19 protein-coding genes are annotated in these 21,262 nt (G+C 45.0%); 14 read left to right on the forward strand and 5 right to left on the reverse strand.

Annotated features, from left to right (window positions below; translation table 11 throughout):
- The first annotated feature begins 199 nt into the window (after nt 1-199).
- The 3 genes from nfo to AB6D58_RS16825 all read left to right on the forward strand — a co-directional run bounded on the left by nfo (nt 200) and on the right by AB6D58_RS16825 (nt 2,824).
- On the forward strand, nt 200-1,108 hold the full coding sequence (nfo, locus tag AB6D58_RS16815) for a deoxyribonuclease IV (protein WP_102319761.1): 909 nt from the start codon (nt 200-202) through the stop codon (nt 1,106-1,108).
- Nucleotides 1,109-1,505: 397 nt separating this feature from the next.
- A complete protein-coding gene (gene ung, locus AB6D58_RS16820) occupies nt 1,506-2,186 on the forward strand; it encodes a uracil-DNA glycosylase (RefSeq protein WP_102428207.1) in 681 nt (226 codons plus the stop codon).
- Nucleotides 2,187-2,272: 86 nt separating this feature from the next.
- Entirely contained in the window at nt 2,273-2,824 is a 552-nt protein-coding gene (locus AB6D58_RS16825; RefSeq protein WP_017070073.1) for a hemerythrin domain-containing protein, read from the forward strand.
- Between the two features lie 151 nt (nt 2,825-2,975).
- Here AB6D58_RS16825 and AB6D58_RS16830 read toward each other — a convergent pair whose 3' ends face one another.
- Entirely contained in the window at nt 2,976-3,164 is a 189-nt protein-coding gene (locus AB6D58_RS16830) for a DUF3545 family protein (RefSeq protein WP_017059319.1), read from the reverse strand.
- Nucleotides 3,165-3,873: 709 nt separating this feature from the next.
- Here AB6D58_RS16830 and AB6D58_RS16835 point away from each other — a divergent pair.
- Nucleotides 3,874-5,301 carry a sodium:alanine symporter family protein gene (locus AB6D58_RS16835; RefSeq protein WP_032545312.1) on the forward strand — a complete coding sequence of 476 codons (1,428 nt, stop codon included), beginning with the start codon at nt 3,874-3,876 and terminating at the stop codon, nt 5,299-5,301.
- 208 nt (nt 5,302-5,509) lie between these two features.
- Nucleotides 5,510-6,286: a peroxide stress protein YaaA gene (gene yaaA / locus AB6D58_RS16840; protein ID WP_017059322.1), complete on the forward strand. Its 777-nt coding sequence runs from the start codon at nt 5,510-5,512 to the stop codon at nt 6,284-6,286.
- Between the two features lie 133 nt (nt 6,287-6,419).
- On the opposite strand, the gene srmB is transcribed toward yaaA, so the two are convergent.
- Both srmB and AB6D58_RS16850 read right to left on the reverse strand, forming a co-directional pair.
- Nucleotides 6,420-7,685 carry an ATP-dependent RNA helicase SrmB gene (gene srmB, locus AB6D58_RS16845; protein ID WP_017059323.1) on the reverse strand — a complete coding sequence of 422 codons (1,266 nt, stop codon included), beginning with the start codon at nt 7,683-7,685 and terminating at the stop codon, nt 6,420-6,422.
- A gap of 107 nt (nt 7,686-7,792) precedes the next feature.
- The gene (locus AB6D58_RS16850; protein ID WP_017059324.1) at nt 7,793-8,521 is read right to left on the reverse strand and encodes a tRNA1(Val) (adenine(37)-N6)-methyltransferase; all 729 of its coding nucleotides are present in this window, start codon (nt 8,519-8,521) and stop codon (nt 7,793-7,795) included.
- 314 nt (nt 8,522-8,835) lie between these two features.
- On the opposite strand from AB6D58_RS16850, the gene brnQ reads away from it, so the two are divergent.
- Complete coding sequence (gene brnQ, locus AB6D58_RS16855) at nt 8,836-10,149, forward strand: branched-chain amino acid transport system II carrier protein (RefSeq protein WP_017059325.1); 1,314 nt, start codon at nt 8,836-8,838, stop codon at nt 10,147-10,149.
- Nucleotides 10,150-10,295: 146 nt separating this feature from the next.
- On the opposite strand, the gene fldB is transcribed toward brnQ, so the two are convergent.
- Nucleotides 10,296-10,817 (reverse strand): flavodoxin FldB, encoded by a 522-nt coding sequence (gene fldB / locus AB6D58_RS16860; protein ID WP_017062875.1) that lies wholly within the window; start codon nt 10,815-10,817, stop codon nt 10,296-10,298.
- Between the two features lie 150 nt (nt 10,818-10,967).
- On the opposite strand from fldB, the gene xerD reads away from it, so the two are divergent.
- The 8 genes from xerD to AB6D58_RS16900 all read left to right on the forward strand — a co-directional run bounded on the left by xerD (nt 10,968) and on the right by AB6D58_RS16900 (nt 20,421).
- Entirely contained in the window at nt 10,968-11,882 is a 915-nt protein-coding gene (gene xerD, locus AB6D58_RS16865) for a site-specific tyrosine recombinase XerD (protein WP_017059327.1), read from the forward strand.
- A 26-nt stretch (nt 11,883-11,908) separates the two neighbouring features.
- On the forward strand, nt 11,909-12,688 hold the full coding sequence (locus AB6D58_RS16870; RefSeq protein ID WP_372157843.1) for a thioredoxin fold domain-containing protein: 780 nt from the start codon (nt 11,909-11,911) through the stop codon (nt 12,686-12,688).
- Nucleotides 12,689-12,768: 80 nt separating this feature from the next.
- Complete coding sequence (gene recJ, locus AB6D58_RS16875) at nt 12,769-14,505, forward strand: single-stranded-DNA-specific exonuclease RecJ (protein WP_372157845.1); 1,737 nt, start codon at nt 12,769-12,771, stop codon at nt 14,503-14,505.
- Nucleotides 14,506-14,740: 235 nt separating this feature from the next.
- Nucleotides 14,741-15,839, forward strand: a protein-coding gene (gene prfB, locus AB6D58_RS16880; protein ID WP_100208942.1) for a peptide chain release factor 2 whose coding sequence is annotated in 2 segments (ribosomal slippage) — nt 14,741-14,815 and nt 14,817-15,839 — 1,098 coding nt in all. Because the reading frame shifts where the segments join, the coding sequence is not laid out codon by codon here.
- Between the two features lie 98 nt (nt 15,840-15,937).
- The gene (gene lysS / locus AB6D58_RS16885; RefSeq protein ID WP_017059330.1) at nt 15,938-17,470 is read left to right on the forward strand and encodes a lysine--tRNA ligase; all 1,533 of its coding nucleotides are present in this window, start codon (nt 15,938-15,940) and stop codon (nt 17,468-17,470) included.
- Nucleotides 17,471-17,741: 271 nt separating this feature from the next.
- Nucleotides 17,742-19,076, forward strand: a complete 1,335-nt coding sequence (vpsR, locus tag AB6D58_RS16890; RefSeq protein WP_017062873.1) for a cyclic-di-GMP-binding transcriptional regulator VpsR — start codon at nt 17,742-17,744, stop codon at nt 19,074-19,076.
- Nucleotides 19,077-19,643: 567 nt separating this feature from the next.
- Nucleotides 19,644-19,895, forward strand: a complete 252-nt coding sequence (locus AB6D58_RS16895; RefSeq protein WP_017059332.1) for a hypothetical protein — start codon at nt 19,644-19,646, stop codon at nt 19,893-19,895.
- 214 nt (nt 19,896-20,109) lie between these two features.
- Entirely contained in the window at nt 20,110-20,421 is a 312-nt protein-coding gene (locus AB6D58_RS16900) for a DUF6482 family protein (protein WP_004735016.1), read from the forward strand.
- 68 nt (nt 20,422-20,489) lie between these two features.
- Here AB6D58_RS16900 and mutH read toward each other — a convergent pair whose 3' ends face one another.
- Entirely contained in the window at nt 20,490-21,155 is a 666-nt protein-coding gene (mutH, locus tag AB6D58_RS16905; protein ID WP_372157847.1) for a DNA mismatch repair endonuclease MutH, read from the reverse strand.
- Nucleotides 21,156-21,262: the final 107 nt, after the last annotated feature.

Here is a 21,262-nt window from a genome sequence, read left to right on the forward strand (position 1 = left end):
CATATTTTTACAAAGGTGATTATATTGAGGTAAATCAATAAAACCTTTGAAAACAAAGTAATTACAAAATATTTTAAAGTATAAAAAATATTTAACAGCCATATCTGTTGTAAGTTTACTACATTTGTTGTGTTTTTATTGAACTACAACCGATACGACCCTTTATTTATTAAGCATTCTGAAAGTGTAAAGTGATTTAATGACAAACAATAATTCATCCTCAAAACCGGAAACAAATATTAAGTTTATTGGCGCTCATGTGTCGGCTGCTGGTGGTGTTGATCAGGCGCCTATGCGTGCACGTGAAATAGGTGCCAATGCGTTTGCACTGTTTACCAAGAACCAGAGACAGTGGGCGGCAAAACCACTAGAAGCGAAAACCATTAGTGCCTTTAAAGCCAATTGCAAAATGTTGGGCTACGGTGCTGAGCACATTCTTCCTCATGACTCCTACCTGATTAACCTAGGAGCGCCAGAAGAAGAGAAGCTAGAGAAATCACGCGCGGCTTTTATTGATGAAATGGAGCGTTGTAATCAACTTGGACTAACGCTTTTGAATTTTCATCCTGGGAGTCATTTAAAGAAAATCTCAGAAAGCGAATGTTTGGCGAAGATCGCTGAATCGATCAACCTAGCTCATCAAGCGGTACCTGACGTAATCGCAGTGATCGAGAATACGTCTGGGCAGGGCACTAATCTGGGTTGGAAGTTTGAACATCTAGCCGAGATTATCGAGCAGGTAGAAGATAAGTCACGTGTGGGTGTGTGCTTAGACACCTGCCATACGTTTACTGCTGGCTATGACTTACGTACAAAAGAGGCGTGTGAGCATACTTTTGCTGAGTTCGACCGCATCGTGGGTATGCACTATCTAAGAGCAATGCACATCAATGATTCAAAAGCTGAGTTCGCGAGCCGAGTCGATCGACACCATTCTTTAGGAAAAGGCGAAATTGGCTGGGATTGTTTTGAGTATATTGCCTCTGATTCTCGCTTTAATGGTATCCCTCTTATCTTGGAAACCATTGATTCGACGATCTGGAAAGAGGAAATTCAACAACTTAGAATGTTTCATCGCTCAGCAACGCTAGCGAGCGAACAAGCGTAATAATAGAGGGGGAAATTTATTTCCGTCTATTTCTAAAAATTGGCACCTTTCTTTCATAGTATTAAAGTGAATATGTAGTTCACGATGTCTTAGAGGAGGTGCCTTTATGTATTCAATCACCCAAACTTCAACTATTGCTGTCGCACGCCGTTTACCTACACCAAACCGTCACGTGCATAACCACGGCCACCATCGTACACAGCAGAAAAGTGGTTAATCGAGATAAGCACAACTTGAACTGATTATTATGATTCATCAACAAGTGAACCCTACACATCATGTTTATTGATAGTTGTATGAGGTATAACTAGAGCCTTATTTAGGACAGTTAGCCGATACAGCTATTTTTTTGTCTGGCGAAAGCCGCTAGAAACCTTGATGATTGGGAAGTAAAACGATGAGCGCACCAAAGACTTGGGAATCCATTATTAATGATGAACGTGATAAAGAGTACTTTCAAAGTGTCCTCGCGTTTGTTGAACAGCAACGTAATAGTGGTAAAACCGTCTACCCGCCACAAGAACAGGTGTTCAGTGCCTTTGATATGACGCCTTTCGAATCCGTGCGAGTGGTTATCTTAGGGCAAGATCCTTATCACGGTGCTAACCAAGCTCACGGCTTAGCATTCTCAGTGCTTCCTGGTGTGAAAATCCCACCTTCTCTACGCAATATGTACAAAGAGCTTGCACAAGATATAGAGGGCTTTGAGATTCCTAGTCATGGTTATCTCGATTCTTGGGCATCGCAAGGGGTGTTGATGTTGAACACAGTCCTTACAGTCGAAGAGGCAAAAGCACACTCACATGCTAAGTGTGGCTGGGAAACCTTTACCGATGCCATTATTGCTGAGCTCAATCAGCGCTCTGAACCGATCATCTTTTTGTTGTGGGGCGCACACGCCCAGAAGAAAGGTCAAGCGATTGATGACGACAAGCATCATGTGTTGGTTGCACCTCACCCATCGCCATTATCGGCACGCCGTGGATTCTTCGGTTGTCAGCATTTCTCTACAACCAACAAGCTGCTTTCTTCTATGGATCAACAACCTATTGACTGGCGTTTACCAACAGAAGTGTAGGTTGGTGGTTTTCTGAGCAGGGTCAAATCATAAATCAGCATATTCGTATACACTTATAAATAGTAGGTGTAATGGAGTGCAATACTATGATGATTGAAAGGATAAGACGAGAGCATGGCTATATGGCTCGTTTACTCGCGATACTCAACAGTAAGTTAGAGTTTCTGAAACAGGAGCGAGAAATAAACTATAGCCTGATCGCAGAGGTGGTTCATTACCTTATGAACCATTCAGACAAAGTGCATCACCCTAAAGAAGACGTCATTTATCGCTACTATCTTAAGCAATATGGCAGCGAGCAAGCGATTGAAGACTTGGAGTTAGAGCATCAATTGCTTTCTGAGAAAACGGCGGACTTTTTAGGTTTGGTCGATATGATCCTTCAAGATGCGGTGGTTCCTCAGCAAGTCTTTATTGAGCAGCTTGAAGCGTTTGTTAAGGCTCAGCGAAAGCACATGGAATATGAAGAGAAGCATGTGCTACCCATGATTGTTGAGGCGTTCACGGTGAAAGATTGGCAAGAAGTGGAGTCTCAATGGCTTCAACCGGAAGATGACCCTGTTTTTGGAGAGACCATCGCCGATCAATATCGCCAACTCGCGGCTCGGGTTCGACAAAATGAACAAGAGTGTGTTTAGCCCGTTGTAATGTTGAGGTGCACCTATTTTAGGTGTCCTCTATATTAGAGGGTTGGTTTCCAAATGGCGCTTTGAGCGGATTAACTACCTCAAAAAATAAAAAAGGCACCTATATAGGTGCCTTTTGCTATCTGATTTCTTATCGTGCTGATTAAAGTTTTATATCGTCAAGGCTAAAATCAAGACCTAGGTTCATCTCTCTCAGCTCTTTCTCAAGCTGCCTACGATCGTTGATGGCTTCGATTTCACGCCACTTACGCTTGAGTGGTTTCGAGCGTGATTTTTGAGTTACACGAGGCATTTCTAGTTCTGATACTTCATCGAATTGAAAGCTATCCATAAGCCATATCTCCTTCCGTGGGACTAGTTCTTACGAACCAATAAATATCATATTTAGGTTCACAATAACTTTGATTTGTTTCTCATTTGTTTCAAATCCATGAAGATTTTGTTCTATTTTCTTATGCATGCTCACACATTGTGAGAATTATTATGTATAAAAAACAGGCAAACAAACCTAAGTAAACGATTAAATTGGGGGTTATTGAATGTTAATTCATTGTGCGAATGGAATAGCGTTTTGACTACAATGCATTGAAGTGCACATGGTACCGTGCGGTATAGGGATCTCATTGGCCTAGAAAAAAACGAAGATCTTCACTATACCTTGTAAAACCTAGGCTGACGTCATTTTTATAGGATGGTGTTCTTGTTGGGGTAGTGCCGTGGCTGTTGTTGATATTATGTCCCGATAATGTGACTTTTATTGGGCTGCATTGTTGAAAGTTGTGTTAACAAAAGGTGTGTTATTAGTGAAATGTCATTTTAATATAAGTGCATTTGCATATTGATTTTTAGGCCGTCTCGCTGCATTATCCGCCCGTCAAAAAATACACTGATACGTAAAATGGATGCATGAAGCGACATTTACAGTCTCAATCGCCGCAAGAATATAACAAGAGTGCCGACACAACATTGACAGAGGCATAGGCGATTAAGAGGAAGGCTAGGAAGCATGATCGGTGCTTAAACTCAATTACGAGGTTCACGTGACAGACTTAATCAATTTGATGAACGATCTCCTTTGGGGATCTATCTTAGTTTACTTACTGGTTGGTGTGGGTATCTACTTCACTGTACGACTAGGCTTCATTCAATTCCGCCATTTCGGCCACATGTTCTCTGTTCTTAGAAACAGCCGTAAAGCAGACAGTGCTGGTATCTCTTCTTTCCAAGCTCTTTGTACTAGTCTCGCTGCTCGTGTAGGTACGGGTAACATGGCAGGTGTTGCTGTAGCACTAACCGCTGGTGGCCCTGGTGCTATCTTCTGGATGTGGCTAATCGCAATGCTAGGTATGGCAACATCGTTTGCAGAAAGCACACTGGCACAGCTATACAAAACGCGTGATAACGACGGTAACTACCGCGGCGGCCCTGCATACTACATGGAGAAAGGCCTAGGCATGCGTTGGATGGGGGTTCTATTCTCTATCTTCCTCATCATTGCATTTGGTCTTGTATTCAACGCGGTTCAAGCGAACGCTATTGCAAGCGCAATGAACACGGCATTCGACCTTGAGCGTAGCTACGTTGGTGTTGGTATCGTAATCATCTCTGCGTTCGTTATCTTCGGTGGTATCCGTAAGATTGCACGCACAGCAGAAATCATCGTTCCAATCATGGCATTGGCTTACCTAGCGATCGCTATGTACGTGATGTTCGCGAACATCGAGAAAGTGCCTGAAGTACTGGCTCTTATCTTCAAGAGTGCATTCGGTCTGCAAGAAGCAGCAGCGGGTGGCCTAGGTTACGCAATCGCACAAGCGATGATTAACGGCATCAAACGTGGTTTGTTCTCGAACGAAGCGGGTATGGGTTCTGCGCCAAACGCAGCAGCTTCTGCTACGCCTTACCCACCGCACCCAGCATCACAAGGTTACGTGCAAATGCTAGGCGTGTTCATGGATACCATTGTTATCTGTTCAGCAACAGTCGCAATCATCCTGATGTCTGGTGAGTATGTACCACACGGTGAAGTAACGGGTATCGAACTAACGCAACGTGCACTAACAGCACAAGTGGGCGAATGGGGCGGCATTTTTGTAGCGGTAGCGATTTTCTTCTTCGCTTTCACTTCAATCATTGCAAACTACTCGTACGCTGAAACGAACCTTATCTTCCTTGAGCACAACAACAAGAAGGGCCTAGTGCTGTTCCGTATCGTTGTTCTGGGTATGGTTATGTTCGGTTCTCTAGCGACGTTACCAACGGTATGGGCACTGGCTGACGTATCGATGGGCCTAATGGCGATTGTTAACTTGGTGGCGATTATCCTGCTATCAGGTATCGTGATTAAGCTAGCGAAAGACTACAACCGCCAACTAGACGCGGGTAAAGTACCAACATTCGATTCGAATGACTTCCCAGAGCTTAAGTCTCAGCTGGAAGACGGTATTTGGGACAACAACAAGAAGTAATCTTGTTGGAGCGATAAACGGCTCATCCTAAAGTGATTAGAAAGGCTAAGGTTTCGACCTTAGCCTTTTTGTTTGCCTGTCATTTGTCTCATTCTGTCTATCGAAGCTCATTCTCCCTATCGAAGTAATAGGAACAGCCATAAAGACAAGTTGATGTTTTTTCTATACTCTAGCAGCATCCAGTTAGATAACCGATTAGGGTAAAGTTATGTTAGTTGTCGTTTCTCCAGCCAAAACACTTGATTACGAATCACCATTAGCGACGGAACGCTTTAGTCAGCCTGAGTTTGTTGAACACTCTGCTGAGCTGATTGAAGAGTGCCGCAAACTGACGCCAGTCGATATTTCTGCACTGATGAAAGTCAGCGATAAAATCGCAGGGTTGAACGTAGCGCGCTTTGAGCAGTGGAGCGAGACCTTTACCCAAGACAACGCACGCCAAGCAATCCTAGCCTTTAAAGGCGATGTATACACTGGCCTAGACGCTGAAACGCTATCGGATGAAGATTTTGACTACGCACAAGACCACCTGCGCATGCTTTCTGGGTTATATGGCTTGCTTAAGCCATTAGATTTGATGCAGCCATACCGCCTAGAGATGGGTACACGCTTAGCCAATGCTCGTGGTACTAACTTGTACCAGTTCTGGGGCAACATCATCACAGACAAGCTCAATGAAGCGTTGAATGCTCAAGGCGACAATGTGTTGATCAACTTGGCGTCTAACGAATACTTTAAAGCCGTGAAGCCGAAGAACTTGGATGGCCAAGTGATTACCCCTGTATTCAAAGACTGCAAGAACGGTCAGTACAAGGTGATCAGTTTCTACGCGAAGAAAGCGCGTGGCATGATGGCTCGCTACATCATCGAGAACAAGATCGACTCGGTTGAGGCGCTGACCCAGTTTGATACGGCGGGCTACTACTTCGTTGAAGAAGAGTCGAACGCGAAAGAGCTTGTCTTTAAGCGCGAAGAGCAAAACTAGTAGTCCTTGGCTAACGAGTAGCTCTCGGTTTTAGCCTGTAGTTAATATTAGAGACCGAGACAGGCCAGATAGAGAAAAGCCCCATGCAGCGAACTGCATGGGGCTTTTTTATTGAATCGTTGAAGCTGGTAGATTACTTCTTCTTTGCTGCTTTCTTTTTCTTCGCGATTTTTTTCTTCTTCGCGATTTTTTGTTTCTCTACCGCTTTCTTATCTTCTTTCTTCGGCTTCTTCTTCTTAGTCACGGCCGCTTTCTTATGCGTAGGGCGCATGCCTTCAATAAAGCGTTCTTTGATTGGTTCGTCTGTGTAACGAGCCACACGCTCAATCATTAGTTGATCGTGCGCTTCAATGATAGAAACCGCGTTACCTTTTTTACCAGCACGAGCCGTACGGCCAATACGGTGTAGGTATACGTCAGCAGTACGTGGCATGTCGTAGTTGATTACGTGGCTTACGTCTGGAAGGTCGATACCACGAGCAGCAACGTCAGTCGCTAGTAGTACGTTTACAGAGCCGTCACGGAAACGAGCAATCGCGTTGTTACGACGATCTTGAGGCATTTCACCTTGGATCCACGCACATGGGATTTGCGCGCTTTCAAGTTGAGCTCGTAGATCACCTAGACGATCACGCGTCTTCAAGAATACGATGCTGCGCTCAGCTTGCTCTGTGATGACGTGCTTTAGGATGTTCAGCTTGTGCTCTGCTGTGTCTGCACGGTGGTACCACTGAGTGATCTTCTTACGCTCACGAAGTGATGATTTCGCATCGATCTCCGCTGGGTTTTTCAGTAGATCTTCAGTGAAGCCTTCAATGCCTTTACCTTCTAGCGTTGCTGAGAACAGTAAAGTTTGTTTACGCCAGCGACACTCTGCAGACAGACGGTCAACAACAGGACCAAAGCCCATGTCTAGCATGCGGTCGGCTTCATCTAGAACCAGCCATTCAATCGCACGACAGTCAAAACGCTCGCCTTCAATGTATTCCATCAAACGGCCAGGTGTTGCTACTACGATATCTTGAGTGGTACTTAAGATATCTGCGTGCTCTTGGTACATAACACCGCCCGTGATCGTGAAGATATTTAGGCTGGTGTATTTAGCAAGCTCACGTGCTTGTTCGGTGATCTGCATTGCTAGCTCACGCGTTGGCGTCAGGATAAGCATACGTGCAGGGCCAGATTTTTTACGTGGGAAATCCAGTAGGTATTGCAGTGCTGGCAATACAAATGATGCTGTTTTACCAGTACCTGTTGGCGCAGAAGCCAAAACGTCTCTTCCATCTAACGCTTGTGGGATTGCTTCAGCTTGTATCTGTGTTGGACGTTCGTAGCCCATTTCGTCAATTGCTTTAAGCAGCTCTTGGTTTAGATCGAGTTCTGCAAAGGTTCTGATCACTGTTGTTTCTCCACAAGCAATAAATGTTTCTGCCTCAAAAAGCAGACGATAAAAAAGAGTAGTCGGACATTATAGAAGCATTAGTGATTAGGATCACATGGTATTTGCTACATCTTGAGATAAAAATCTTTAGTGAGCGCAATAAATGCTTCGCTATAACCACCTTGATGGTGAATTGTAAGCGATTCACGCTGCAAATCTTGCTCGCAAGCAGGATCTTTAGATAACTCGAATAAAATTCGGCTAGCTGGCTTTTTATCTGTTGTTTTTACATCAAGGCGTTTTGCTAGATACCAACCACATTGCTCGGCAAGCTTGATAAAACCTTCCCCCTCAGGCGTCGGTAGGATGAAACTGGCAGTCGCGGCGTCGGTTGTTATCTCGAAACAACGCTGGGCAAGCGCTAAATGATCCAAGCTGTCGGTGTGCCTGGCGGTGGCTCTTTGGCTTTGCTGCGCCTGTTCTCCAGAGTTGAAGTAGGGCGGGTTACAGATGATCGCATCAAACCTTTGTGGAAAGTCGGCTGTTAACACGCTGCCGTGATCAAGGGAGATACGATTTTGCCAAGGCGACTGTTCAATATTGACAGTGGCAGCATCAATAGCGTGTTGATCAATATCTATCGCAGAGATTGAAGCATCTTCAAAACGCTGCGCAGCCATCAAAGCCAGCAGACCTGTCCCGGTTCCAATATCGAGTACACATGATCTTTGTGGCAGGCTTACCCACGCGCCAAGTAATACGCCATCGGTACTGACTGGCATACCGCTTTTCCCGCCGTAAATTGAGAATTGCTTAAAATTGAAGCTTTTAGTTTGCACTGTTTTGTCTTTCATTAATGTTCTGAGTATCGAGATATTTTAAGTGATTAGCTCTAATGTTAACCGCTTGTATGAGTTAATGTTCTGCTTGAAAAAATATTGTTGTGCATTATGGTTAGTTTATAATTGTGGCTATTTTTCTATAGCTAGTGGAATCCACTGCTTTTTGTTCTCATATGCAAATTTATATGGTGTTTTTGTGTGGTGACTTGCAGCTAGCCAGTTGTTTCGTCATTATGCGCGACTATTTTATAGATTGATTGGCAGCTTTGAGCTGTAACATTCATGTAAGCACAACATAAATTCATAAATATAATTAAGGATTATCTGTGAAACAGAGTCTAAAACTAACAGATATAATGGCATTGGGCTTTATGCTTTTTGCGTTTTTCTTGGGTGCGGGTAACATCATCTTCCCACCTCTAGCTGGCCAATTAGCCGGTGATCACTTCCTTCCAGCGATGTCTGGTTTTCTGCTGACTGCCGTTGGTCTGCCGTTAATCACTATCGTCGCGGTCGCAGTGGCTGGTGGCTCTTGGGGTCACTTAACTAAAGATCTTCCTAAGAAAGCAGCAACCATCATGGCTGTACTGATCTTTATCATTATCGGTCCTGCATTTGCTGCACCGCGTACTGGCCTTGTTGCCTATGAGATGGCGGTGAAACCGTTCTTCATCGATGCCTCTCAAGCTCACCTAACTCTCTTTTCGATTGCATTTTTTGCAGTAGCGATGTTCTTCTCATGGTCGCAAGGTAAGCTTATTGACGTCATTGGTAAGGTGCTAACACCTGCACTGTTCGTTGGTTTGGTTGTGCTGGCGATTGCTGTATTCGTTAACCCTCAAGGCGATATTCTTGCGGCTCACGGTGAGTACATCACTCAACCACTAACCAAAGGTTTCCTTGAAGGCTACAACACCATGGATACTTTTGCTTCTTTGATGTTTGGTATGCTGATTGTTGATGCGATTCGTAGCAAGGGCATTACTGACCGTGCAGCGACGACTAAGTACCTAATTAGCGCGGGTTGTATTGCCGCAGCGGGTCTGGCGTTTGTTTACATCTCTCTATTTTTCCTAGGTGCAACAAGTGCAACAGTCGCAGCTGGTGCAGACAATGGCGGTGCTATTTTAAGCCTATACGTTCAATCGTTGTTTGGTCCTTCTGGTCAGCTAGTGCTTTCTGTGATCGTACTATTAGCATGTCTAACTACGGCGATTGGCCTTGTGTCAGCATGTTCTGATTACTTCAGCTCGCTAACGCCTCTGTCTTACAAGACTTGGGTAATCATCAATGGTGTAGCTTGTGCAACCGTTGCGAACGTTGGTCTTTCTCAACTGATTTCTCTGTCTGTTCCAGTACTGTTTGCACTGTACCCAGTCGCTATCGCGTTGGTTGCTCTGACATTCTTACGTAGCCGTTTCCCTAATCCAAAAGCGGCTTACCGCGTAGTGGTATTAGTGTCACTGCTGTTTGCTCTTATTGATGGCGCTAAAGTAGCGGGTGTAGACGTGTCTGCACTTAAGATGCTGCCACTGTTTGAGATCGGTATGGGTTGGTTGCTTCCAACAACGGCTGCAATCATCTGTATGTTCTTTGTTGGCAAGTCAACAGAACAAGAGATGGCTGAAGAGACTGTTTAATCTTCCGTTGAGATTAGATTGTCCTTCGAGATGAAATAGAAAAGGCCTCATTACTTCGCAGTAATGAGGCCTTTTTGTATTCTGTGGTCTTTTTATATCCAGCTAGTTACTTGGTTAGCTACTTAGCCGGGAGTACTTCTGTTTGGTTATAGCTTTTCGCTGTACTCAACCAGTACTTGCTCAACCCAGCTTGCGATACGGTCGTCGCTTAGCTCGTATTGTGAATCTTCATCAAGCGCCAAACCAACGAATTGAGATTTGTCTTCGGTTAACGCTTTAGACGCTTCGAACTCGTAGCTGTCATCGTTTGGCCAGAAGCCAACAAACTCTGCACCCGCGGTTTTCAGTTCATCATGCAATAGACCCATCGCATCTAGGAACCATTCGCCGTAGCCTTCTTGGTCACCCAAACCAAACAGAGCCACAACCTTGCCTTTCATAGGCGTGGTTGCGATGTCTTCCCACAGTTCATTCCAATCTTCTTGGATTTCACCGAAGTCCCAAGTCGAGATGCCCAGCAATAAAAGGTCGTAGTCCGCCATCAATGAAAGAGGGCTTTCTTTCACGTTATGGATATCAACTAGGTCTTCACCAATAATGCCGCGAATTTTCTCTGCTGCCATTTCTGTGTAGCAGGTGGTTGAGCCGTAAAATAATCCAATTTTCATAGCAAACGTTCGATTTTAATTTCAGATGGCGAATTCTAACCATAAATCGACTTCGATTGCAGCGATTATCCGCTCAAGTCGTAATTTTTATGGCATTCATATTTGCTCTGGCATACTCTCAAAACAGTTTCCAATATTGTGAGTAACACTATGCAGTCGCCTCAAGGGCAGAGCGCAGACCACGGTCTCGTTGAGCAGTTTTTAGATGCTATGTGGATGGAGCGAGGATTATCGGAGAATACGCTTGTCTCGTACCGTACCGATTTGTCCAAGTTATTAGCGTGGATGGAAAAGAACAATTACCGCCTCGACTTCATTAGCCTTTCAGGTTTACAGGATTATCAAGGCTGGTTAGCCGACGCCGATTTTAAGCAGACCTCTCGTGCCCGTATGTTGTCGGCGATTCGTCGCTTGTTCCAATATTTGCACCGCGAGAAAATCAGAGGCGATGATCCAAGTGCCTTGTTGATCAGCCCGAAGCTGCCGCAACGCTTGCCGAAAGATTTGAGCGAAGAACAGGTTGATGCTTTGCTCGATGCGCCAGATCCGAACGATCCGATTGAGCTTCGCGATAAGGCGATGCTTGAGTTACTCTATGCAACCGGTTTGCGTGTGACAGAACTGGTTAGCTTGACGATGGAAAACATCAGCCTAAGACAGGGCGTGGTGCGTGTTATTGGTAAGGGTGGCAAAGAGCGCTTAGTACCAATGGGCGAAAATGCGGTGGATTGGATAGAGACTTTTATTGAACAGGGTCGTCCACATCTACTTGGCGAAAACAGTTCTGATGTGGTTTTTCCGAGTAAACGCGCCAAGCAAATGACCCGTCAGACGTTCTGGTATCGTATTAAGCACTACTCGGTCGTCGCTGGTATCGACACAGAATTGTTGTCACCACACGTATTGAGACACGCTTTTGCGACGCATTTACTGAACTATGGCGCAGATCTCAGGGTCGTACAGATGTTACTTGGGCATAGTGACTTATCGACTACCCAAATTTATACTCACGTGGCGACTGAAAGGCTCAAGCAAATTCATGCGCAGCATCACCCACGTGCTTAGATCCATTTATTTTTAAGGTGAACTTAATGAGCGTATTACGCCGTCTTCCTCTACTAGCGCTTCCTCTTATGATTACTGCATGTAATGCATCAGAAGCGAAAGTAGAAACAACATCAACAGCCGTAGAAGCTGCTCCAGCTCAAGCTATTGATACAGCTGCGTTAACTAAGCGTTTTGAAAAAATCGGTATTAAGGTCGATAAGATTGTTCCTTCGGATATCGATGGTTTGTTAGAAGTTCAAACCAACAGCGGCATTATCTTTTCTTCTCCAGAGGGCGATCACTTTCTAGCCGGTACACTTTACTCTTTAGATGAAAACGGTAAGTTCAGTGATGTTTTGGCTGAGCGTCAAGCTCCGCTGAATGCTGAAAAAGTCGCGGCGATGTCGGATACGGTTATTGAATACAAAGCCGATAACGAAAAGTATGTTGTGACGGTATTTACTGACATTACGTGTGGCTACTGTGTTCGTCTGCACAGCCAAATGCAGGGCTACAACGATCTGGGTATTACCGTTCGTTACATCGCTTACCCACGCCAAGGTGCGACAGGGCAAGTTGCCGATCAAATGGCAGCAATCTGGGCTTCAGATGATCCAAAAACAGCGATGCATGACGCTAAAGTAAACCGTCAAATGCCAGCGTCTGGTAAAGATCTAGCAGAGCAAAAGCAGATCATTGCTAAACAGTACCAATTAGGTCGTGAGCTTGGCATCAATGGCACACCGGCTATCGTGCTAGCAAGTGGTGAGTTGGTGAGTGGTTACTTACCGCCAGCACAACTTCTTCAACGTTTAGAGCAATAATCTCGTTTTCTGTATTGCCAATTTATCCCCCATGTTTTTGATTTAAGGAGTGGCCTGATGGATATCGGGCCCATTTTTATATGATAGAGATCCAACGCCGTCCTGAGGTCGACATTTCAGTCTTACCTGCTCACTTACCTGACTTGTTAAAGCGCATTTATGTGAGTCGTGGAATCGACAGTGCCGACCAACTAGAGACAGCAGCGAAAGGCTTGCACTCTTATCAAAAACTGGGCGGCATTGATGCTGCGGTTGAGCTGTTGTTCAAAGCTATTCAGCAGCAAAAACGCATCATCATTGTTGGTGACTTTGATGCCGATGGCGCGACCAGCTCGGCGCTGTCTGTTTTAGCGTTACGTATGCTCGGCAGCTCTAACGTCGACTATCTGGTACCAAACCGTTTTGAAGATGGTTATGGCTTGAGCCCTGAGGTTGTTGAACAGGCAATCGAGCTTGGTGCTGAAGTGATCATGACGGTCGACAACGGTGTATCTTCAATTGAAGGTGTTCGCTTTGCTAAAGAGAAAGGGCTAGAGGTTCTGGTTACCGATCATCACTTGCCGGGCAATGAACTGCCAATGGTCGATGCTATGGTTAACCCAAACCTTGAAAGTTGTGCTTTTCCTTCGAAAGCCCTAGCGGGGGTTGGTGTCGCTTTTTACCTGATGATGGCATTGTGTGTTCACATGCGTAAATTGGGTTGGTTTGCAGAGCGCGGCATGACAGAACCTAAGTTGATGGAACTGATTGACCTTGTGGCGCTGGGTACGGTTGCCGACGTGGTTCCACTCGATGAAAACAACCGAATTTTAGTTCATCAAGGTTTGCAACGTATTCGTGCGGGTAAAGCTCGTCCGGGCATTCAAGCCTTGATCGAAATTGCTAAGCGAGACGCTAAGCGTTTGGTGGCGTCTGACTTTGGCTTTGCTCTTGGTCCTCGTATCAATGCAGCTGGTCGATTAGACGACATGTCTTTTGGTGTTGAGCTGCTAATGAGTAACAACATCCATGCGGCTCGTCGAATGGCGAGTGAGTTAGATGGCTTGAACCAAACACGTAAAGAGATCGAAGAGGGTATGAAGCAAGAAGCGATGGCTTTTTGTGAGCGCCTTGAATTTGGTAAAGACGACCTACCTTCTGGCTTGGCACTATTCCAACGTGATTGGCACCAAGGTGTGATTGGTATTTTGGCTTCGCGTATCAAAGACAAATACCACCGCCCAGTGATTGCGTTTGCAGATGGCGGCGAAGGCAGTATCAAAGGTTCATGTCGTTCAATTCCGGGTCTGCACATGCGTGATGCATTGGACCGAATTGATACTCAAAACCCTGGCTTGATTCTTAAATTTGGTGGCCACGCAATGGCGGCTGGTTTAACCATCATGGAAAAGGACTTTGAACGCTTCAGCAAGCTGTTCAATGATGTGGTGAAGAATGAACTTGGAGAAACAGTACTGAAGGGCATTATCTTGTCTGATGGTGAGCTGTTACCAGAAGAGTTCTCGATGCACACCGCTGAAACGCTGCGTTCAGGTGGCCCGTGGGGACAAGCTTTCCCTGAGCCAATCTTCGATGGTGAGTTTAAAGTGCTGCACCAAAAGCTGGTGGGTGAAAAGCACCTTAAGCTGATGCTTGAGCCGCTCTACAAAGGCCACCCAACCAATGTGATGATTGACGGTATTGCCTTTAACGTCGACCTACGTCGCTGGCCTGATGCATCAGTAAAAACCGTTCATCTTGCATTTAAGCTCGATATCAACGAATTTCGCGGCAACCAATCGTTGCAGCTGATGATTGATCATATCGAAGCCAAATAGTGATTTTGGGCTCAATAATGCTCATCATATAGTGCCAAATTCAACAAGCTCTGTTCAAAAACAGGGCTTGTTTTCCTTCCTGCCCTTACAAAATTTACGTGTTTTTTATGCCTGTCAATTTTATATCCCATTAAGTTGTTGAATCTTGGTTCACCACTCTAAAAAATTCTGTATCTCCGTCACACTTTTGAGTACAATTCTTCGGTTAAATTCTACTCATAAATGATGAGCTAAAATGTTTGAAATCAATCCTATAAAAAACCGTCTGCAGGATGTGTCTGAGCGCACAAATATCCTGAGGGGGTATCTTTGACTATGACGCTAAGAAAGAGCGTCTAGAAGAAGTAAACGCAGAATTAGAACAACCGGATGTATGGAACGAACCTGAGCGTGCTCAAGCGCTAGGTAAAGAACGTTCTGCATTGGAAGCGGTAGTAGAAACAATCGACCAACTTGACCAGGGCGTTGAGGATGTTGATGGCCTATTAGAGCTTGCGGTTGAAGAAGAAGATCAAGAAACGTTCGATGAAATTGAACCAGAACTGGCCGAGCTTGAAGCTAAGCTAGAGAAGCTGGAATTCCGTCGTATGTTCTCTGGTGATCACGATGCATCAGATTGCTACATCGATTTACAGTCAGGTTCGGGCGGTACAGAAGCTCAAGACTGGACTTCAATGATGTTGCGCATGTACTTACGTTGGGCAGATTCGAAAGGCTTCAAGACTGAAGTTATCGAAGTGTCGGATGGTGATGTTGCTGGCCTTAAAGGCGCAACGGTACGTATTTCTGGTGAGTATGCTTACGGTTGGTTACGCACAGAGACTGGTGTTCACCGTCTAGTTCGTAAGTCACCATTTGATTCAAGTGGTCGTCGTCATACTTCATTTGCATCTGCGTTTATCTATCCTGAGATTGATGACAACATTACGATCGACATTAATCCTTCTGACCTACGTATTGACGTATACCGTGCCTCTGGCGCTGGTGGTCAGCACGTAAACACCACGGAATCAGCGGTACGTATTACTCACGTTCCGACTAACACTGTGGTTCAGTGTCAGAATGACCGTTCGCAGCATAAGAACAAAGATCAAGCGATGAAGCAGCTACGTGCTAAGCTTTTTGAACTTGAGATTCAAAAACAAAATGCTGAAAAACAAGCGAGCGAAGAGACGAAATCAGACATCGGTTGGGGCAGTCAAATCCGCTCTTACGTGCTGGATGATTCTCGTATCAAAGATTTACGCACCGGCATCGAAAACCGTAATACTCAAGCGGTTCTTGACGGTGACTTAGACAAGTTTATTGAAGCTAGCCTGAAATCAGGTCTGTAAGCTTTATCAACTATTAAGCTTTACCAATAATATTGGTAAAAATGCCTATATTTACAAAAATATAGCGGTCCAAATTTTAAAAGCAGGGTACATCTCTAATGACTGATGCTGTTCAAAACGAAAACGCACAAGAAGCTTCTTCACCTGAAGAGAACAAACTAATCGCTGAGCGCCGCAGCAAGCTGGATCACATCCGCCAAAACTGCAAAGCTAACGGTCACCCAAATGACTTCCGTCGTGAGCACCTAGCTGGCGATCTTCAAGCGGAATTCGGTGAGAAGACTAAGGAAGAGCTAGAAGAGCTTAACCACATCGTTGCGATCGCTGGTCGTGTTATGGCGAAGCGTGGTCCATTCCTTGCGATTCAAGAAACTTCTGGTCGTATCCAAGCATACGCAGCGAAAGACGTTCAAAAAGTACTGAAAGAGAAGTACCAAGGCCTAGATATCGGTGACATCATCGGTGTTAAAGGTGCGCTTCACAAATCAGGTAAAGGCGACCTTTACGTGAACATGGAAGAGTTTGAATTGCTGACTAAAGCACTTCGTCCTCTACCAGAGAAGTTCCACGGTCTAACTGACCAAGAGATGCGTTACCGTCAGCGTTACGTTGACCTAATCGTGAACGAAGATTCTCGTAATGCATTCATCGTGCGTTCTAAGCTTGTATCTTCAATCCGTAACTTCATGAGCGCGAAAGGCTACCTAGAAGTTGAAACGCCAATGATGCACGTGATCCCGGGTGGCGCAACTGCACGTCCGTTCATCACTCATCACAATGCACTAGACATCGACATGTACCTACGTGTTGCACCAGAGCTTTACCTTAAGCGTCTAGTGGTGGGTGGTTTTGACCGTGTATTCGAGATCAACCGTAACTTCCGTAACGAAGGTCTATCTCCACGTCACAACCCAGAATTCACAATGATGGAATTCTACCAAGCGTACTCTGACTACAAAGACCTTATGGATCTGACAGAAGAGATGCTAAGCACGGCAGCAATGGACGTTCTTGGTTCTACTTCTATGCCTTACGGTGACGAAACGGTTGAGTTCGGTGGCACTTACGCTCGCATGAGCATGTTCGATGCAATCAAACACTACAACCCTGAGCACGCTGAGATTCAAGCGCTAACAGAAGCAGACCTACAAGACCGTGAAAAGATGGTTGCTATCGCAAAATCTGTACACGTAGACGTAGAAACGTTCTGGACATGTGGTCAGCTTCTAGAAGAGATCTTTGGTGAAACGGCTGAGCCTCAGCTAATTCAACCAACGTTCATCACTGGCTACCCAGCGGACATCTCTCCTCTAGCTCGTCGTAGCGATGACAACCCGTTCTTCACAGACCGTTTTGAGTTCTTCATCGGTGGCCGTGAAGTTGCGAATGGTTTCTCTGAGCTTAACGATGCACAAGACCAAGACGAGCGTTTCAAAGCGCAAGTTAACGCGAAAGACGCGGGTGATGACGAAGCGATGTACTACGATGCAGACTACATTACTGCACTAGAGCACGGCCTACCGCCAACAGCGGGTCAAGGCATCGGTATCGACCGTCTAGCAATGCTATTTACAAACACGCACACAATCCGTGACGTGATCTTGTTCCCGGCAATGCGTCCACAGGCGTAATTCTCGCTTATAGGGCGTAACAGCCTATGTAATTAAAAAGCCACCTTCGGGTGGCTTTTTCTGTTTTGGGGCTTCAAAACCTAGTCTGTACCGCACTCTTGATTCGAAAAATCGTTATTTCTGACATAGTCTTACTATTGAGACATAAAATCTAAGATAGTCTCACTACTATACGTCTCTGCGCTGAATACGCTCTCGCGGCATTTTGTCGAACGATGAAGCAGTGACTCGTATTAGTCTGATTTAAATAAAAATAGAATAAGGAAGAAGGATGGGAACTCAATTTAAGATGGATTCCTTACCAGGTTCTCTTATCGTCGTTGGTGGTGCGTACGAACCCTGGTTATCAGTGTTAGAACAAGTGGGTTGGCAGTGTACCCAGTGTGCAGATTTACGAAAAGCCGATGCCTTGATTGCTGATATTGGCCCATGTATTGGTATTGTCGATCTTAGTCATGATGAGTTCAGTCTCAACGGTATTGCTAACCTTGTGAGCAATAACAAGCAGGTGAGATGGCTCGCCTTTATCCGTGAATCTCAATTAAGCTCTGATACGATCTGCCAGTTTATCGTCAACTTCTGTATCGACTTTTTCACGGCACCAATCCCAGATGCTCAATTGCTGAGTACCATTGGTCACCAACTGGGTATGCTTAAGCTTGAGCAGAAGGTATGGCCAAACTACGGCATCAATAACAACATGGGACTGCTAGGCGATTCTGTGGCCGTGAAGCGCTTGAGAGACCAAGTAAAGCGTATTGGGCCGACTGATGTCAGTATCTTGATTTATGGCGAGAGTGGGGCTGGTAAAGAGACGATTGCACGCTCGATTCATCAAAATTCGTCGCGAGCACAGAAACCATTTTTAACGGTTAACTGTCGTGCCTTGTCTGAAATGAGAATAGAGGCCGAGGTGTTTGGTATATCAGCACAGTCAGCGACTGCGCCTTGTATGTTGGAAGAAGCCGATGGCGGAACCATCTTGCTTAATGATGTTTTAGCGATGCCACGCAATCAACAACTGAACCTGTTGCGCTTTCTACAAGAAGGTAAGATTGAAACTGCGAATGGACCTAAATCTGTCGATGTGCGTATTCTGGCCGCGAACTCCTCTGATATCGAGAAGGCGTTGATCGAGGGCGACTTCAATGAAGAGCTTTATCACTATATCAATGTTCTGCGTATTCATGTTCCAAGCTTAAAAGAACGTGTGAGCGATATTTCAGTACTGGCGAATCATTTTCTGCGTGAGTACTCGAAAGAGTTTAATGCTCAAGCGAAGAGCTTCTCAGACGATGCTATCCGTTCGATGAATCGATACCATTGGCCTGGAAATGTGCGTGAGCTGATGAATCAGATTAAGCGTGTTGTGTTGATGTCTGATGCTGTGATCATTGAGGATCACCAACTGGATTTACCAAAACAGAATGATGAACGCCGAAGCTTGAAGAGTATTCGAGAGCGCTCAGAGCGCGATGCGTTACTGATTGTATTGGAATCTTACGGTGGTCAGGTTTCATTGGCGGCTAAGGAGCTCGGTGTATCACGAGCGACGATGTACCGCTTGCTGAATAAACACAGCCTAATCTCTGAAGGTGTTGTTTAGACTCTTCTCTACATGACTTTATTCAGTCACCGTAAATTAAAGGCCACGTATCTACGTGGCTTTTTTGTTTCTGAAGGGTAGTCCGTTGTTTTCTAGTTAGACCCTAAGAGAGATATGCTGTGATTTTATATAATCATAGTGAATATGTTATATGTAAATGAATATGCAACTAATATTTTAGGCGAATGCATTGTTTTAAAAATGTTAATCAATTAGCGGTTGAATAATATACTCACTTGGTTAGACTTTAACCGTTAAAGCAACGATTTAACAAAGACTTGTCTGCTTTTACTTCCCCATTTTTTTTGGATTTTTTAGTTAGCTTGGAGGCGCAAATGAAACATTTCGATTTTATACAGCATATTTGCGCGTCGTTTGATCCGTGTACTGACATGGTGACTGATATGTCACTCACATCAGCCATAGCCGATCGAAACACCCAAGATAAACCTAACTAATAGATCCGTACCCTTATTTGGCTGCGGAAAAATAGCAGCTAAGTGAGAAGCCCTCATACTATCTAACACGCTATTTTTCCTCAGTTGATTCAACAACTGGAGAGTTATTATGCGTCACTCAGTATATTTAAAATTAGCAACAGTCCTTATCCGTGCCGATCTTCGTCGTGAAGAGCGCGAATGGCAACGAAAAGTTCGTCGTAGTTCATATGAGCTGCCATGGAACAATACTCACTTATTAAGAGATATTGGTCTTGAAGCTGACGGTCGACCGATTGGTTTTTCTGAACCAGAAGTCGTCACGATTGAACGTCGAGTACGTCACCTTCGTCGTGTCTTAAGTGCGCGAATACCGACGTAATCTGCGGGGTTGATAGCACCTTTCAACCCCTAAGATAATTAACAGTGATAGTTATGGCGTCGAAAGTGCAAACTTTTGAACTAGAACTGGCCAAAAAAGAGAAGCGCTTGCTTCTCTTTTTTGCTTTTTTAAGCCGAGATCTGTGCTTTTTTAAGTCGTTATCTAGTAAAGGAAAAGAGTTCTACTAAGCTTTATAGAGCAAGGGAGGACGGTTATGCAAAAGCATCAATTAGACATGTGGTTACATGGAGAGCACAAAGACTCGTATCAAACACCAAAGGTATACGTTATTGGCTGTTCCGATATCTCGGAATATCTATTAGCAGTGGAATATAAACACAAGCTAGAACCGGTAAAGCAAGACGGTGAGCCGCTTCACTTTGGATCCTTGGATCAAGTGAAAGAAGAGTTACTCCGGCTCGGCTTTGAAAAGGCGTATCTTCGCTTACACAACGCCTATGATGAGTTTGGTAATGAGCCAAGCCAAAGCTACTGTGATATTGAACTGGCGCTCAAACCTCATTAGAACTCGTTTCTTACTACCGACGGTTGATAACACACTGATCATCCTATCTTTGAAGTGCGTTAAGCGACCTATGCGTAGTGTGTCGTCAGCAATTTGTGGGTGAATTGAGTTCTTAGGTAAAAACCACGCGGTTTAGTCTTGATGGGCTTTCCACTTGCACCGTAGGCTTCCGTTAACACTCGGCTGTTGGCGGCTTTTGGTCGTAGATGCAGCGCTTCACCGTGCCTTGCTGTTATTTGTTCAACATTGCCTAACACGATCAATTCCATCAGTTCTTCCCAATCCCTTTTTAGAAGCTCGTTTTCAGCCTCGCTTGGTGTCCATAGCAAAGGGGATCCTACATGCCTCTCTGCTAGCGGGATCTCTCTTTCTCCCTCGACAGGGATCCACAACACCTTAGACAGCTTGTTTCGAACGTGGCTGGTTTCCCAAGTTATGCCTTGCACACCCATCAAAGGAGCAACACACACAAAGGTGGTTTCGAGTGGCTTGCCAGAGTAGCTAATCGGAATGCTTTTTAGCTCGATACCGAGCTTGGCAAAATCTTGTTCTGGCTTACTGCCTGCAGGTGCACCCAAGTGCCATTCCAATAGCTGCCCAACCCAGCCTTTATCACGCTTAAGGTCGTTTGGCATCACCATCTCAGCTTCGTCAGCGAGCTCTTGAAAGGTCATTCCGGCGATGGCATACGCGCGCTCTAACAGCTCTTGTTGTGTTTGTGGTTCTGGTTTCATAATAAAAGGCATGATCAAAAAAATGATTTTATCAGAAGTTATCACCAAATGACGACTGGTTAAGAAATGATCTCCTTGCGAGAGAAGGGATCAAACTCAGGGTTATC

This window comes from Vibrio sp. 10N.239.312.D08 (assembly GCF_041466145.1).
Lineage (GTDB): Bacteria > Pseudomonadota > Gammaproteobacteria > Enterobacterales > Vibrionaceae > Vibrio > Vibrio crassostreae_C.

What these genes read in the sequence shown, in the direction of transcription:
- nfo (WP_102319761.1), top strand. Translation starts at nt 200, where the DNA reads ATGACAAACAATAATTCATCCTCAAAACCGGAAACAAATATTAAGTTT.
- yaaA (WP_017059322.1), top strand. Translation starts at nt 5,510, where the DNA reads ATGTTAGTTGTCGTTTCTCCAGCCAAAACACTTGATTACGAATCACCA.
- ung (WP_102428207.1), top strand. Translation starts at nt 1,506, where the DNA reads ATGAGCGCACCAAAGACTTGGGAATCCATTATTAATGATGAACGTGAT.
- recJ (WP_372157845.1), top strand. Translation starts at nt 12,769, where the DNA reads ATGATAGAGATCCAACGCCGTCCTGAGGTCGACATTTCAGTCTTACCT.
- lysS (WP_017059330.1), top strand. Translation starts at nt 15,938, where the DNA reads ATGACTGATGCTGTTCAAAACGAAAACGCACAAGAAGCTTCTTCACCT.
- AB6D58_RS16830 (WP_017059319.1), bottom strand. Translation starts at nt 3,164, where the DNA reads ATGGATAGCTTTCAATTCGATGAAGTATCAGAACTAGAAATGCCTCGT.
- AB6D58_RS16850 (WP_017059324.1), bottom strand. Translation starts at nt 8,521, where the DNA reads ATGAAAGACAAAACAGTGCAAACTAAAAGCTTCAATTTTAAGCAATTC.
- AB6D58_RS16870 (WP_372157843.1), top strand. Translation starts at nt 11,909, where the DNA reads ATGAGCGTATTACGCCGTCTTCCTCTACTAGCGCTTCCTCTTATGATT.
- AB6D58_RS16900 (WP_004735016.1), top strand. Translation starts at nt 20,110, where the DNA reads ATGCAAAAGCATCAATTAGACATGTGGTTACATGGAGAGCACAAAGAC.
- mutH (WP_372157847.1), bottom strand. Translation starts at nt 21,155, where the DNA reads ATGAAACCAGAACCACAAACACAACAAGAGCTGTTAGAGCGCGCGTAT.
- vpsR (WP_017062873.1), top strand. Translation starts at nt 17,742, where the DNA reads ATGGGAACTCAATTTAAGATGGATTCCTTACCAGGTTCTCTTATCGTC.
- AB6D58_RS16825 (WP_017070073.1), top strand. Translation starts at nt 2,273, where the DNA reads ATGATGATTGAAAGGATAAGACGAGAGCATGGCTATATGGCTCGTTTA.
- xerD (WP_017059327.1), top strand. Translation starts at nt 10,968, where the DNA reads ATGCAGTCGCCTCAAGGGCAGAGCGCAGACCACGGTCTCGTTGAGCAG.
- fldB (WP_017062875.1), bottom strand. Translation starts at nt 10,817, where the DNA reads ATGAAAATTGGATTATTTTACGGCTCAACCACCTGCTACACAGAAATG.
- AB6D58_RS16895 (WP_017059332.1), top strand. Translation starts at nt 19,644, where the DNA reads ATGCGTCACTCAGTATATTTAAAATTAGCAACAGTCCTTATCCGTGCC.